14 protein-coding genes are annotated in these 15,158 nt (G+C 48.7%); 13 read left to right on the top strand and 1 reads right to left on the bottom strand.

From position 1 onward, the window contains the following. The first annotated feature begins 31 nt into the window (after positions 1–31). Positions 32–874 carry a hypothetical protein gene (locus tag T495_RS0110455; protein WP_028903138.1) on the top strand — a complete coding sequence of 281 codons (843 nt, stop codon included), beginning with the start codon at positions 32–34 and terminating at the stop codon, positions 872–874. Here T495_RS0110455 and T495_RS0110450 read toward each other — a convergent pair. Continuing rightward, positions 871–1,845 (bottom strand): hypothetical protein, encoded by a 975-nt coding sequence (locus T495_RS0110450; RefSeq protein ID WP_033148614.1) that lies wholly within the window; start codon positions 1,843–1,845, stop codon positions 871–873. The two genes, T495_RS0110455 and T495_RS0110450, sit on opposite strands and share 4 nt — an antisense overlap. A 357-nt stretch (positions 1,846–2,202) precedes the next feature. Here T495_RS0110450 and T495_RS16380 point away from each other — a divergent pair, with 357 nt between their 5' ends. From T495_RS16380 to nuoK, 12 genes are read left to right on the top strand one after another with little or no spacing between them, the layout of a single operon-like run. Further along, positions 2,203–4,482, top strand: a complete 2,280-nt coding sequence (locus T495_RS16380) for a glycosyl hydrolase (protein WP_081832093.1) — start codon at positions 2,203–2,205, stop codon at positions 4,480–4,482. A gap of 50 nt (positions 4,483–4,532) precedes the next feature. Next, the gene (locus T495_RS0110440; protein WP_033148613.1) at positions 4,533–5,702 is read left to right on the top strand and encodes a glycoside hydrolase family 130 protein; all 1,170 of its coding nucleotides are present in this window, start codon (positions 4,533–4,535) and stop codon (positions 5,700–5,702) included. Positions 5,703–5,708: 6 nt separating this feature from the next. Then, a complete protein-coding gene (locus T495_RS0110435) occupies positions 5,709–7,052 on the top strand; it encodes an MFS transporter (protein ID WP_028903141.1) in 1,344 nt (447 codons plus the stop codon). Beyond that, complete coding sequence (locus tag T495_RS0110430; protein WP_369793249.1) at positions 7,049–8,326, top strand: AGE family epimerase/isomerase; 1,278 nt, start codon at positions 7,049–7,051, stop codon at positions 8,324–8,326. Before T495_RS0110435 ends, T495_RS0110430 begins: the two co-directional genes overlap by 4 nt. Before the next feature lie 58 nt (positions 8,327–8,384). Next, complete coding sequence (locus T495_RS0110425) at positions 8,385–9,899, top strand: alkaline phosphatase family protein (protein ID WP_033148612.1); 1,515 nt, start codon at positions 8,385–8,387, stop codon at positions 9,897–9,899. Between the two features lie 54 nt (positions 9,900–9,953). Next, entirely contained in the window at positions 9,954–10,304 is a 351-nt protein-coding gene (locus T495_RS0110420; RefSeq protein ID WP_028903144.1) for an NADH-quinone oxidoreductase subunit A, read from the top strand. Further along, positions 10,295–11,008, top strand: a complete 714-nt coding sequence (locus T495_RS0110415) for an NADH-quinone oxidoreductase subunit B (RefSeq protein ID WP_033148611.1) — start codon at positions 10,295–10,297, stop codon at positions 11,006–11,008. The genes T495_RS0110420 and T495_RS0110415 overlap by 10 nt, the downstream gene beginning before the upstream one ends. Further along, on the top strand, positions 11,005–12,618 hold the full coding sequence (locus T495_RS0110410; protein ID WP_028903146.1) for an NADH-quinone oxidoreductase subunit C: 1,614 nt from the start codon (positions 11,005–11,007) through the stop codon (positions 12,616–12,618). The genes T495_RS0110415 and T495_RS0110410 overlap by 4 nt, the downstream gene beginning before the upstream one ends. A gap of 39 nt (positions 12,619–12,657) precedes the next feature. Next, the gene (gene nuoH, locus T495_RS0110405; RefSeq protein WP_033148610.1) at positions 12,658–13,746 is read left to right on the top strand and encodes an NADH-quinone oxidoreductase subunit NuoH; all 1,089 of its coding nucleotides are present in this window, start codon (positions 12,658–12,660) and stop codon (positions 13,744–13,746) included. A gap of 9 nt (positions 13,747–13,755) precedes the next feature. After that, complete coding sequence (locus tag T495_RS0110400) at positions 13,756–14,301, top strand: 4Fe-4S dicluster domain-containing protein (RefSeq protein ID WP_013064037.1); 546 nt, start codon at positions 13,756–13,758, stop codon at positions 14,299–14,301. 6 nt (positions 14,302–14,307) lie between these two features. Further along, positions 14,308–14,823, top strand: coding sequence for an NADH-quinone oxidoreductase subunit J (locus T495_RS0110395; RefSeq protein ID WP_013065044.1), 516 nt, complete (start codon positions 14,308–14,310; stop codon positions 14,821–14,823). Beyond that, positions 14,820–15,128, top strand: coding sequence for an NADH-quinone oxidoreductase subunit NuoK (gene nuoK, locus T495_RS0110390; RefSeq protein ID WP_028903150.1), 309 nt, complete (start codon positions 14,820–14,822; stop codon positions 15,126–15,128). The genes T495_RS0110395 and nuoK overlap by 4 nt, the downstream gene beginning before the upstream one ends. The last annotated feature ends 30 nt before the right edge of the window (positions 15,129–15,158 follow it).

Raw genomic sequence — 15,158 nt, 5'->3', positions numbered from 1 at the left:
TGCGCCAAAATCACTTAAAATTGCGTGTGTTATGATACTTATTGCTGATAGTGGTAGCACTAAAACCGATTGGATATGTCTTAATCCAGATAATATATCCACCCCGATAGAAGCTCATACGATAGGGCTTAATCCTTTTCATGTGGCAGATGACCATATTCGAAATGTTCTTAATAATGATCTGATGCCTCAATTGGGTGATGTGTCTGTTGATGCTGTGTATTTTTATGGTAGTGGGGTTCGTCCTGAGGTTGAAGGCCGTGTGGAAAATCTGTTGCGTGAATCCTTTGTTGACTCCCAGGTGGTAGAGGCTCATAGTGACCTGTTGGGTGCGGCACGTGCCTTGTGTGGTCGTAGTGAGGGGATCGCTTGTATTCTCGGAACGGGGGCTAACTCGTGCGTGTATAATGGTAAAGAAATTGTTCATAATACGCCTGCTTTGGGGTATATCCTAGGTGATGAAGGTAGTGGTGCAGTATTGGGTAAGCATCTTTTACATGATATCTATACAGGTGTACTCGACTACCAAATACGTGTGTTATTTGAACGTGAAATGGGATTTGGCTTGTCCGAAATTATCAATAGGGTCTATCGAGAGCCTCAGGCTAATCGTTTTTTGGCGTCATTATCTGAATTTATTTATCGGCACATGGATTATGAGGCCATCCGTCAGTTAGTGTACAATGCATTTAATGATTTTGTTAATTATCATCTTTCACGTTATGCGCGTCGTGATCTGACCGTTTCTTTCGTGGGTAGTATTGCTTGGTATTATCAAGAACAACTCAACCTGATACTCCAGATGCAGGGGTATCAGGTTGGCGTTATATTGAAGAGTCCCTTAGATGGACTTGTAAATTATCATCAGATCTAGTTGATGCCTAAACGCTCTACTTCAAAATCTGCTGCAGAGAACCATTGTGACTTGCAGGCTTTACCACTGAATTTTTGGTCAGTAGTTACACCATAAATAAGTGTGTCGTGTTCCTTGATTTCGACGGTGACAACAACTTTGCTCCAGCCGAATCCGTTACCCATGTTGACGTCTCTTTCTGCTGAGCCCTCAGGGGCGTTTTCCCAGATTTCACCTTCGGTATTGCCGTAATGGGGAATCTCAACAAACTTCAGGACGCTATTACTGGTTGTTTTGGCGAAAATATAACAACCGGGACCTTCGGCACGTGCGCTGCAGATGATGCGATATGTGCCGGCTTCAACTGGTTGACTCTTCTCTGCTTGATACAATTGCTGTCCGTTGGGGTTCCATGCATCCAAGTATGCAACGTCCTGGTCGCCAGTGTAATATTCTCCTTTGCGAACGTAATTGTCAAAACAATTCTCGTGTTTAGTCAGCGACCATCCGTTCTTGCTAAGGTAACTTTTGCTTAGCTCATCCATTTGAATACCCATATAGGAGTTGCGGTCTTCCTGTTTAGCCTCTAATGCATGTTTACTTTCTTTTAATACTGTTTTTGTGGTGGGTATCAATACGCATAGCGATATGCCGAAAACAGCGCCAGTGACAATAAGTTCAATTTTGCCCATGGCTTTGACTCTATTACAAGTGGTGCGGAATAGTACGTGCATCAGTGCGTAAGTAGCGGCCAGTAAAGTAGTTGTAAGTGTTACAACGTAGGTGGTCAGTATGCCTGGATTGTTGGTTTCCAACCCGTCTAGCCCGAATCTCTTAAGGGGAAAGGGAAGCTCCATGGTTTCTGGCGCCATTCTGGATCCAATAATCTCCCATGCCAGCATAATCATTGGTATGGCTGCAAATACACCAAATGCTATTGCAATGCCAGCTAAAACTTTTGTACAAATGTAAATAAGATCTTTTTTTTCCATATTTAAAATATAATATGGGGACAAAATTACATATTTATTGTGAATGTGTGTCTATGAATTTGGTTGAATTCTCTTGAAATTACATTTTTTTAACAATGTTCGACTTTTTGTTTTTTGTAATATGCCAATTTTATTGTGTTGTCTTGGTTGGTTTACTTTCTCTATCATTAGTTGTTTATTATTTCTAACTAATATGTGTATTTTACAACTTTTTTTTGGATAAGTGAATTACTTTGTCGGGAAAATGGTGGAAAAGTGTAATGATTGAGCAAAAAAAAGTATAGCAGTTTGAGAAAGTTGTAGTAACTTTGCAGCGGTAAACTTAAAATTGAATAAAACGACAATCAGTAATTAAAAATGAAAAGGCTACTTGCTTTCTTTTTCTGTGTTGGGGCGGTACTGATGCTGCAGGCGCAGATTCGTGGAAATAGTGTGGTGGTGACCGTGGTGCCCGACCATACTGACTGGCGATACAATACAGACGAAAAAGTGCATTTTACTATAGAAGTGCGCCAGGAGGGAACATTACTTAAAAACGTTGCTATAGATTATGCGATGGGGCCTGAGATGTATCAGAACATCCGCAAAAGCGTGACCCTGAAGGACGGAACCCTGAAGCTGCAAGGCACGATGACGAAACCGGGATTCTATCGTTTGGATGTAACGGCCCATGTGAACGGACAGGATTACCATGGGGCCTGTGGGGCTGCCTTTAATCCTGAAAAACTGCAACCATCGACCGTGATGCCCGAGGATTTTGAGCAGTACTGGCAAAAATCGATCACAGATGCCCGAAAAACCGACCTGAACCCCACCAAGCGTTTGTTGCCTGAGCGTTGTACCAAGGATGTGAACGTGTACGAAGTAAGCTTTAACAACGAGCGCTGGGGCTCACGTACCTATGGAATTTTATGCGTGCCCGTGCGCGAGGGCAAATATCCCGCTTTGTTGCGTGTGCCAGGCGCTGGCGTGCGTCCCTATGGTGGCGATGTATATTCGGCCTCTCAGGGTGTCATCACGCTTGAGATTGGTATCCACGGCATCCCCGTGACGATGGAGCAGGGTGTGTACGACAATCTGGGCAATGGCGCGTTGCAGGGTTACTGGGAGTTCAATATGGACAACCGCGACAAGCATTACTATCACCATGTGATCATAGGCTGTATCCGTGCGATGGACTATATCGAGCAGTATACCCCCTGGAACGGTGAGAAGGCTGGTGTGACAGGATCGAGTCAGGGTGGATTCCTGACCCTGGTGAGTGCCGGGCTGGATAAACGCATGACCTGCTATGCCCCTGTGCATGCGGCTCTTTGCGATCATACCAACTCGCTGAAAGGGACTGCCTGCGGATGGCCTCATTACTTCTACTGGAACAAAGGCAAGGGGCAGGAGAAGCAAATTGAAACATCGCGCTATTATGATGGCGTGAACTTTGCGCGACTGATTGATGGCAAGCAGAAGGGCTGGTTCTCGTTCGGCTATGACGACGATGTGGTGCCGCCAACAAGTGCGTGGGCTACCTATAATATCGTAAAGGGACCTAAGGAAATCAAACCTTATCAGGCTACCTGGCACTTCTGGCATCAGGAGCAGTGGGACACCTGGGAGGCTTGGTTGCTGAAGGAATTGAAATCGACCACCGCCACCGAGCTGGCCGACAGACTGCAGACCTTGCAGCAGAAAGGCTATATGGCAGGACACCAGGATGACCCGTTCTACGGTATTGGTTGGGCTTACGAGGATGGTAAGAGCGATGTGAAACTAACCGTGGGTGATTACCCGGCTGTGATGGGCTTTGAGTTGGGTGGCATAGAGATGGGTGACGAGAAGAATCTGGATAGTGTACCCTTTACCCGCATACGCGATGAGTTGCTGGCCCATGTGAAGCGTGGGGGTGTGGTGACCATCAGTTGGCACCCTCGTAACCCGCTGACAGGTGGCACGGCCTGGGATGTGACCAGTAATAAGGTTGTGAAAAGTATTCTGCCAGGAGGTGTGATGGCAGACAAGTTCAAGTTGTGGATGATGCGTGTGGCCGACTTTATCGAGAGTCTGAAGGATGAAGCAGGACAGCCTGTGCCTATCATCTTCCGCCCCTGGCACGAGAATAATGGCTCGTGGTTCTGGTGGGGCCAGAAACTATGTACCGACAGCGAGTTCAAGGCGTTGTGGAACCTGCTGCAGGATTATATGAACGCGCGTGGGTTCAGTAACCTGTTGTGGAGCTACTCGCCTAACTTGGATGGTGGTTGGACATTGGAGCGCTTTATGCAGCGCTACCCTGGCAACGATCGTGTGACGCTGATAGGTGAGGACGCCTATCAGTGGGGCACTGAGCAGGATTTTATCAAAGCCGTCAACAACGACCTGACCTTCCTGGCTAAGTTTGCAAAAGATAATGGCAAACTTTTGGCCATGACCGAGTGTGGCTTTAAGAATATTCCTGATGCTACATGGTTCGGTAGGGTGCTGAAGCCCCAGATGGATAAGTATCCTATCTGCTATTTCCTGCTATGGCGCAACTACGAAAATGAGTGGTTCGGTCCTGTGCCCAACACGCCTTGTGGCGATGATTATCGCAAAGCATTTAAGAATGCCAAGAACGTGATGTTCTTAGGAGAATGTGATAATTAAAAATGTAAGAATGCAAAAATGCTAAATGATAAAAATTGAAAAATTAAGATATGATCGAATTTGAACAGAAGGTGGCAGCTCTGAGAAAACATCATGAGGAGCTACTGGCCCAGAAAAACGAGCCCCTGGAGTGGGGAAATGGAATTTACGAGAAGTACAAAAATCCTGTGTTAACAGCTGAGCATGTGCCCTTGGAGTGGAAGTACGACTTCAGTGAGCAGGACAACCCGTACCTGATGCAACGTATTATGTGTAATGCCACGCTGAACGCTGGTGCCATTAAGTGGCAGGGTAAGTACTGCTTGGTGGCGCGTGTTGAGGGTGCTGACCGCAAGAGTTACTTTGCTGTGGCAGAGAGTCCCAATGGTATTGATAACTTCCGTTTCTGGGAGGAACCCATCACCATGCCAGATGATGTGGTGCCTGCCACCAATATTTACGATATGCGTCTGACCCAGCATGAGGATGGTTGGATATATGGCGTGTTCTGTGCTGAGCGTCATGACGACTCGCAGCCAGGTGAGCTGAGTGCTGCTACAGCTACTGCAGGTATCGCCCGTACCAAGGATCTGAAAACCTGGTACCGCCTGCCCGATCTGAATACCAAGAGTCAGCAGCGTAACGTGGTGCTGCATCCCGAGTTTGTAAACGGGAAATACGCCTTCTATACTCGTCCGCAGGATGGTTTTATCGACACTGGTAGCGGTGGTGGGATTGGCTGGGCGCTGGTGGATGACATCGCCCACGCTGAAATTAAGGACGAGACGATTATCTACGAGCGCAAATACCACACGATTGCCGAGGTGAAGAATGGTGAGGGACCACACCCTATTAAGACGCCTAAGGGCTGGCTACACTTGGCACATGGTGTGCGTGCCACGGCTGACGGACTGCGCTACGTGCTGTATATGTATATGACGGCTTTGGACGATCCCACGAAGGTGATTGCACGTCCGGGTGGCTACTTCCTGGTGCCTGAGGGTAACGAGTATTATGGTGATGTGATGAATGTTGCTTTTTCCAACGGCTGGATTGCTGATGAGGATGGAAAGGTGTTTATCTACTATGCCTCGGCCGACACCCGCATGCACGTGGCTACATCGACAATCGATAAGCTCATAGATTACTGTATGAACACCCCAGAGGATGGTTACTACACTGCCGCTAGTGTGGAGACTATCAAGAAACTGATTGCAAAGAACAAAAAATGTAAATTGTAAATTATCATGGCTAGTTTAAAAGAAAAAATAGGTTACGCTTTAGGCGATGCGGCGGCTGGTGGTATTACATGGAAAATTATGTCGATTGCCTTCCCGCTGTTTTTTACAAATGTGTTTGGACTGACATTTGCTGATGCGGCAACGCTGATGCTGATTGCACGTATGTTTGATGTGGTGACCGACCCGCTGATGGGTTCGCTCGCTGACCGTACACAGAGCAAATGGGGTACTTATCGTCCCTGGCTGATATTCGGGGCCATCCCCTTCGGACTTGTGTTTGCTCTGCTGTTGTATACACCCGACTTCGGATTGACAGGTAAGCGCATCTGGGCTTATAGTCTGTATCTGCTGATGATGGCCCTGTACACCGCTGTGAACGTGCCTTACGGCTCGCTGCTGGGTGTGATGACCGATGACGACAACGAGAAGAACCAGTTCTCGAGTTTCCGTATGGTAGGTGCCTATGCGATGGGCTTTATCACCCTCCTGTCGTTCCCTTACCTGCAGCGACTGGTGGGTGGTACCGAGCAGCACCAGTATGCAGTACTGGGTGCCTTCTTTGGTGTGATAGCTGCTGCCGGCACCTTGGCTTGCGGCTTCCTGACCAAGGAGCGCCTGAAGCCCGTACGTGCCGAGAAATTCGAGTTCAAGCAGTTTGGCGATCTGTTTAAGAACAAGCCCTGGATTATCCTGACACTTATCGGTATTTGTACGAACTTTTTTAATGGTTTCCGCTACGCTGTGGCTGGTTATCTGTTGGAATACTGTCTGCATGGCGATGTGACGGTGAGCGGACTGATTATCAACTACACCGTGTTTATGACCTTTGGTGAGCTGACTTGTATGATTTTCGGTGGTGTATCACCTAAGTTCACTGAGATTATCGGTTCGAAGCGTAAGGCCTTTATGGCAGCTGCCCTGATTTGTGTAGTTTTTTCGGTGGCTTTCTTCTTCGTGCCCATGGACCCCAGCTATATCTGGGTGATGGTGGCCCTGGTGGTGCTTACCTCGATCGGTATCGGCTTGTATTCGCCCCTGCTGTGGAGTATGTATGCCGATGTGGCTGATTATGCAACCGAAAAGAACGGTACCTCGAGCACCGGATTGATCTTCTCATCGGGTACCATGGCCCAGAAGTTCGGTACCGCCATCTCTGGTTCGCTGGTAGCCCTCTTCCTGGGTCTGGCTGGTGCCAGCATGATTACCGACGACATGGGTAACACCATGGTGGACCCTGCCTCGATTACCGACTCGGTGCTCTCGATGGTATGGAGTCTGTTCTCTCTGTTCCCAGCTATTATTGCCGGCCTGATTATTGTACTGACCTGGATTTATCCGATTAAGAAATGATGGGACATACAGATATCATGAAGCGAGAAATGCAGGATGTGGTGGAGAATAACATCCTGCGTTTCTGGCTCGACCAGATGATGGACTATGAGCATGGTGGCTTTTATGGTCGGATGGATGGTGAGGGTGAGCTGCACCCCGAAGCCGAGAAAGGCGCTATCCTGAATGCGCGTATCCTGTGGGCCTTCTCGGCTGCTTTCCGTGTGCTGAAACATTCGGAGTATCTGGAGGCCGCCACCCGCGCCAAGGACTATATCATTGAGCATTTCATTGATCAGGAGTATGGTGGCGTGTACTGGAGCGTGGATTGCGAGGGAAACCCGCTTGACACCAAGAAGCAGTTCTATGCCATCGGCTTTATGATTTACGGACTCTCGGAATATGCCCGTGCTACGGGCGACAGAGAGGCGCTGGACTATGCGCTTGAACTGTACGACTGTATAGAGGAGCACGCCTTTGACAGTGAGCATAACGGCTATATTGAGGCCTGCACGCGCGAGTGGGGCGAGATAGCTGATATGCGTCTGTCGGATCTGGATGCCAACTACCCCAAATCGCAGAACACCCACTTGCACATTATCGAACCATACACAAATCTTCTCAGATGCTTAAAAGAAGTGCAAGCCCAGGAAAACTGTGATTATGTGCCTGCTCTAGGTGCTGTGCTGCCTGTTGGTATCAGTGTGCCTCAACAGACCATTAGCGAGGTGAAAGGTTCGCTCAGAAATCTGGTAGATATTTTTACAGATAAGATTCTGAATAAGGAGACCAACCACCTGGACCTGTTCTTCGGGATGGACTGGACGCGAGGGGCCGGACACCTGGAGAGCTATGGGCACGATATCGAGTGCTCGTGGCTGTTGCATGAGGCCGCTCTGGTACTGGGTGATGCCAACGTGCTGGCCAAGGTAGAGCCTATTGTACAGGCAGTTGCAGAGGCTTCGGCCAAGGGCTTGCGTCCTGATGGTGCACTGATACATGAGGCCAATCTGGATACAGGGCACGTGGATGACGACCTGCACTGGTGGGTACAGGCCGAGAACGTGGTGGGCTGGTATAATATCTGGCAGCATTTCGGTGATGAAGAGGCTTTTAATCGTGCTGAAAAATGCTGGCATTATATCAAGAAACAGCTGATAGACTTTGAACATGGCGAGTGGTACTGGAGCAGGCATGCTAACGGACTGTTGAACACCACCGACGATAAAGCGGGTTTCTGGAAGTGCCCGTATCACAACACGCGCATGTGTTTGGAAATCATCGAGCGCTCGTAAAAAAATCCGCCAGAGAATTTGGAACTTTGGCGGATTTTTCGTACCTTTGCAACCAATTATGAGAAGATTGATACTATTCGTTGCAATAGCGTTGTGCTATATCGTTGATAGTCAAGCACAAACGCAGTTTAACGAGCGTCCTAAGCTCGTGATAGGAATCGTAGTCGATCAGATGCGTTGGGATTATCTAGGCAGATATTACAATCAGTATCAGGAGGACGGACTGAAGCGCCTCATAAACCAAGGATACTCGTGTAATAACTGCCTTATTAATTATCTGCCCACCGTAACTGCTATCGGACATACCAGCGCTTATACAGGTACAACTCCCGCTTTTCATGGTATTTGCGGTAACGCCTTTTACAAGAATGGCGTGAAAATCAGCAGTTGCGAGGATCACGACGTGACGACCGTGGGCAGCAACAAGAAAGATGCTTCGTCGCCCGTAAACCTGTTGGCCACCACCATTGGCGACCAGCTGCGATTGCATACCGACTTTAAGTCGAAGGTGATTGGCGTGAGCTACAAGGACCGTGCAGCCATTCTGCCAGCCGGACGTAGTGCCAGTGCTGCCTACTGGATTGATACCAAAGCCGGTCAGTTTGTCAGTAGTACCTGGTATATGCAGGAACTGCCACAGTGGGCCAAGGATTACAACGCCCAGCTGAAAAAAAACAAGGAGCTGCAGAAGGTGGGTAAGAACGTAGGACTGTATCCATTGTGTGGTCATATCACTGCTGATATGGCCATTGCTGCTTTAAAAGGCGAACAGCTTGGTAAGGGTGAAGAGACGGATATGCTGTGTATCAGCTTCTCGCAGACAGATGTCATCGGTCATGAGTATAGCACCCGTGGTGAACATACCGACGAGGCCTATCTGGAACTGGATAAGGACATTGCCAAACTGCTGAAGGCTTTCGACGAGCAGGTGGGTGAGGGTAACTACCTGGTGTTTCTGACTGCCGACCATGGTGCTGCGCATAACCATCAGTTTATGCAGGACCATAAGCTGAATGGCGGTCCCTTTAAGTGGGACGAGGAATATGTGGTGAATGCGGCTAACCGACTGGGTGTCAGATTCGGTCTGACCAAGAATGTGATTAAGGACTGTCTGGATTACCGCCTGGTACTGGACAAGGACGCAATACGTGAGCAGGGTGTTGATGAACAGAAGCTTCGCGATGGTATCGTAGAGGAGCTGCTGAATACCCCACATGTGGCTTTTGCCTGCGACTTTAAGAAGGCAGCCACAGCACCTATCCCCGCCTTTCTGAAGGAGCGCGTGCTGAAGGGCTATCACCACGACCGTTCGGGTGATATCATCTTCATGCTGGAGCCCGGCTGGTACGGCTTTAACAGCAAATACTCGTCGCCCATCGGTACCACCCATGGCGAGTGGAACCCCTACGATGCCCACATCCCCCTGCTGTTCTACGGCTGGAAGGTGAAGCACGGCGAAACCAGCCGAGAGGTACACATTACCGACATTGCGCCCACCGTTTGTCACAAGCTGCACATACAGCAGCCAAACGCCTGTGTGGGTGAGCCAATCACAGAGGTGATGGGTGAGTAACTACTTGATAATGGAATAATTAAAACATTAATAAATAATTATAGTTAGCTTTTTATGAACTTTACTTTGTTAATTACCGTCTTGGTGACGGCTATTACATTGGTGGTAGCGGCTTACGTGATGGCCAAGCTGTTGGGACCAAGGTCCTACGCAAAGGTCAAAGGTGAGCCGTATGAGAGCGGTATTCCTACCCGCGGCAGCTCGTGGTTGCCTGTTTCGGTAGGTTTCTATCTCTTTGCCATCTTGTTCCTCATGTTCGATGTGGAAACGGTGTTTCTGTATCCATGGGCTGTGGTAGTGAAGGAGTTCGGTTCGATGGCATTGCTTAGCATCGGCTTCTTCTTAGTAGTTCTGGTATTAGGCTTGGCTTATGCCTGGCGGAAAGGAGACTTGGAATGGAAGTAAGAAAGCCCCACATCAAGAGCATTCCTTACGAGGAGTGGAACGACAACGAGTCGTTGGAGAAGATTATCGACGAGCTGCATGAGGGTGGTGTGAACGTGGTTACAGGTTCGTTGGACCAGTTGATTAACTGGGGACGTAGTAACTCACTGTGGTCGCTCACCTTTGCTACATCGTGCTGTGGTATTGAGTTTATGGCTTGTGGTTGCTCACGTTACGACTTTGCCCGATTTGGTTTCGAGGTAACACGTAACTCACCACGACAGGCTGACCTGATTATGTGTGCAGGTACCATCACCCACAAGATGGCCCCAGCCCTGAAACGCTTGTACGACCAGATGGCTGAGCCAAAGTATGTGATTGCTGTTGGTGGATGCGCCATCAGCGGTGGACCTTTCAAGTCGAGCTACCATGTGGTTAAGGGTATCGAGGAGATTGTGCCCGTGGATGTGTTTATCCCTGGCTGCCCCCCACGTCCCGAGGCCATTATGTATGGTATGATGCAGCTGCAGCGTAAGGTGAAGGTAGAGAAATTCTTTGGAGGTGCTAACCACAAGCAGACCGCTGAGGAGCGCGAACTGGGCGTATCGAACGAGGAGTTGACATTCCGTAACAACCTGGGCGATCATCGCCGCGAGCCAATCGTGGTAACTGCTGTACCCGAGGATTTTGTTAAGGAGTTAAAGAAAGAGGAGGACAAGGCATGAAATTAGAATTTTTGAGTTTTGATTTTGACAAGTTCGCCTCAGAGATGCTGAACTTGAAGAGCAAGAAAGGTTTCGACTATCTTGTGACTATCGTAGGCGAGGATTTCGGTGCTGAAGAGGGGCTGGGTTGTGTGTACATTTTGGAGAACACCAACACCCATGAGCGTTGCTCAGTTAAGCAGCTTGCTAGAACTAAGGTTTGTGGTGATGGCATGTCATCGAATGGCACAGGCGAGACTGATGGTCAACTGATTCCATACATTCCTACTGTATCAAATATCTGGAAGGTAGCTGAGTTGCTGGAGCGCGAGGTTTACGATTTCTTTGGCATCGTATTCCTGGGACATAAGGATATGCGTCGCTTGTTCCTGCGTACCGACTTTAAGGGTCACCCCTTCCGTAAGGACTGGGAGTTTAACGATAAGTACACCCTTGAGGACGATGTAGAGCCTAACTACGGACTGGAGTACTATCTGGATAAGGATGGTAACCTGCAGTGCAAGCAGAATAAGCTGTTTGAGGCTGACGACTATGTGATTAACATCGGTCCTCAGCACCCTGCTACCCATGGTGTGCTGCGTTTGCAGACTGTGTTGGACGGTGAGACCGTAAAGCGTATCTATCCTCACTTTGGTTATATCCATCGTGGTATCGAGAAGATGTGGGAGGGTATGACCTATCCTCAGACACTGGCGCTGACCGACCGACTGAACTACCTGGGTGCCATGCAGCATCGTCATGCACTGGTAGGTGTGATTGAAGAGGCCATGGAGGTTGAGCTGACCGACCGTATCAAGTATATCCGTACCATTATGGATGAGTTGCAGCGTTTGGACAGTCACCTGCTGTACACTTCGTGTGTGGCTCAGGACTTGGGTGCACTCACTGCCTTCCTGTATGGTATGCGCGATCGTGAGCATGTACTGAACTGTATGGAGGAGACCACCGGTGGACGTCTGATTCAGAACTATTATAGAATAGGTGGACTGCAGGACGATATCGATCCTAATTTTGTATCAAACGTAAAGGCACTGGTGAAGTATCTGCGACCCATGATCAAAGAGTATATGGATGTGTTTGGTGATAACGTGATTACCCACAACCGACTGGAGAAGTGCGGACCAATGAGTCTGGAGGACTGTATCTCGTATGCAGTAACCGGTCCTGCTGGACGTGCTTCGGGTTGGAAGAGCGATGTGCGTAAGAATCACCCATACGATATGTACGACAAGGTAGAGTGGGAGCAGTGCACACTGACTGGTTGCGACTCTATGGACCGCTACCTGGTTCACATCAACGAGATGTACCAGAGCTTGAACATTATCGAGCAGCTCATCGACAATATTCCCGAGGGCGACTTCTACGTGAAGCAGAAGCCTATCATCAAAGTGCCCGAGGGCCAGTGGTACTACTCGGTTGAGGGTGTAGCTGGTGAGTTTGGTGTTTATCTCGACTCTCGTGGCGACAAGAGTCCATACCGCATGAAGATGCGCCCAATGGGACTTTCGCTGGTAGGTGCTTTCGACCCCATGCTGCGTGGTCAGAAGATTGCCGACCTGATTGCCACCTGTGCTGCCATTGACGTTGTAATTCCTGATATCGACCGATAGTCGAAATGTAATAATGTAAAAATGTAAAAAGTAAAGATTATGTTTGACTTTTCTATATTTACAACATGGTTCGACGCTCTCCTGCGCGATACACTCGGCTTGGGAGATTTCTGGTCGATATTGATTGAATGCGTGCTGGTTGGCGCTGGTATCCTGGCTGGATATGCGCTGATTGCCATGCTGATGATTATGATGGAGCGCTGGGTATGCGCTTATTTCCAGTGCCGACTGGGACCTACCCGTGTAGGTTTCCATGGTACCCTGCAGATTTTTGCCGATGTACTGAAGATGCTCGTGAAGGAGATCTTCTTCGTGGATCGTGCCGATAAGCTGCTGTATGCTGTAGCTCCACTGCTGGTAATCATTGCTTCGGTAGGTACATTCAGCTTCCTGCCTTGGAACAATGGTGCCAATGTGCTTGACTTTAATGTAGGAATCTTCCTGGTAACAGCCATCTCATCGATTGGTGTGGTAGGTATCTTCCTGGCTGGTTGGGGTTCGAACAACAAGTACTCGGTGGTTTCGGCCATGCGTGCTGCTGTTCAGATGATCTCGTATGAGATGTCGCTCTGCCTCTGCCTGATTACTGCTGTGATCCTGACAGGTACCATGCAGATGAGTGGTATCGTGGAGGCTCAGACAGGTGCCTTTAAGTGGTTAATTTTCCAGGGGCATATCCCTGCTATCATCGCCTTTGTGGTGTTCCTGATTGCAGGTAATGCCGAGGCTAACCGTGGCCCGTTTGATATGGCTGAGGCTGAGAGTGAGTTGACTGCCGGTCACCACACTGAGTACTCGGGTATGGGCTTTGGTTTCTTCTACCTGGCTGAGTTCCTGAACCTGTTTATCATCGCAGGACTGGCTTCGGCTGTATTCCTGGGTGGTTGGGCGCCTATCAACATTGGTGTGGATGCCTTTGATACAGTAATGAACTATATCCCCGGTATCGTATGGTTCTTTGGCAAGACCCTGCTGGTGGTATGGTTGCTGATGTGGGTGAAGTGGACTTTCCCACGTCTGCGTATCGACCAGATCCTGAAGCTGGAGTGGAAGTACTTGATGCCTCTGGGACTTATCAACCTGGTAATTATGACTGTTGTTGTGGCCCTGGGCCTATATATTAAATAAGGTATAGCAATGGAAGATAACAAAACATATTTCGGAGAAATCGGACACGGTCTGAAGACTTTGGCTACAGGTATGAAGATTACTTGGAAGGAGTATTTCAAGGATTTCTTCACCAATAAGTCGACAGAGCAGTATCCCGAAAACCGCAAGACTACACTGCACGTATCAAAGCGTCACCGTGGTCGCTTGACCTTTAAGCGCAACGAGGATGGCAGCTACAAGTGTACTGCTTGCACATTGTGCGAAAAGGCCTGTCCTAACGGAACCATCAAGATTACTGCCCACATGGCCGAGGATCCTGAGACAGGTAAGAAAAAGAAGGTGCTGGATGATTACGCGTACGACCTGGGCGACTGTATGTTCTGCCAGTTGTGTACCAATGCCTGCAACTTCGACGCCATCGAGTTTACAAACGACTTTGAGAACGCTGTGTTTGACCGTTCTCGTCTGGTACTGCACCTGAACGAGGAGGTTTACGCTGGTGGCTCGCTGCCCAATCTGATTGAGGGTGGTGCCGAATGGCAGGTCGGTAAGTTTAACACTAAAACCAAGTAACGCATTATGGGTAATACAGTTATGTTTATCATTCTCGCGGTATTCATCATTGCTTCGGCACTGATGTGTGTGACCACGACGAAGATTATGCGAGCCGCAACATTCATGTTGTTTGTGCTCTTTGGTGTAGCAGGCATCTACTTCCTGCTGGATTACACCTTCCTTGGAGCCGCTCAGATTAGCGTATATGCCGGTGGCGTTACGATGATCTATGTGTTTGCCATCCAGTTGGTAAGCAAGCGTACCCTTCAGGGTTTGGAGGAGCGAGTTAAGAGTAGCAAGATGATTACTGGCGCCCTGGCTGCTTTGGCCGGACTGGTGGTAGTAGGCCTGATTCTGCTTAAGACTGGTTTCTATACACAGGAGATTGCCGGCGTAGAGGTACCTATGAAGGAAATCGGTACTGCTCTCGTTGGTTCGGGTAAATATCAGTATGTACTGCCTTTCGAGTTCATCTCAGTATTCCTGCTGGCATGTATCATCGGTGGCTTGGTTGTAGCAAGAAAGGAGGATAAAGCATGATTCCAGTAGAATGTTATTTCGCACTGAGTGCCCTGTTGTTCTTTATCGGTGTATATGGTTTCACCACGCGTCGCAACCTGATTGCCATGCTCATCTCGGTTGAGCTGGTACTCAACGCCGTTGATATCAACTTTGCCGCCATCAACCGTTTGCTTTATCCAAACGGTATGGAGGGCATGTTCATGACACTCTTCGTGATTGGTGTAGCTGCTGCCGAGAGTGCAGTTGCCATCGCCATTATCATCAACGTGTATCGCAAGTTCAAGAGCGACAGCGTTGAGGCTATCAAGAATATGAAACGATAAGTAGTAATTGAAAATTGATAATTGAAAATT

It is taken from the genome of Prevotella sp. P6B1, from assembly GCF_000702825.1.
Classification (GTDB): Bacteria; Bacteroidota; Bacteroidia; order Bacteroidales; family Bacteroidaceae; genus Prevotella.
The sequence above is the reverse complement of the archived record's forward strand: the minus strand, read 5'-3'. Positions and strand labels throughout refer to the sequence as shown.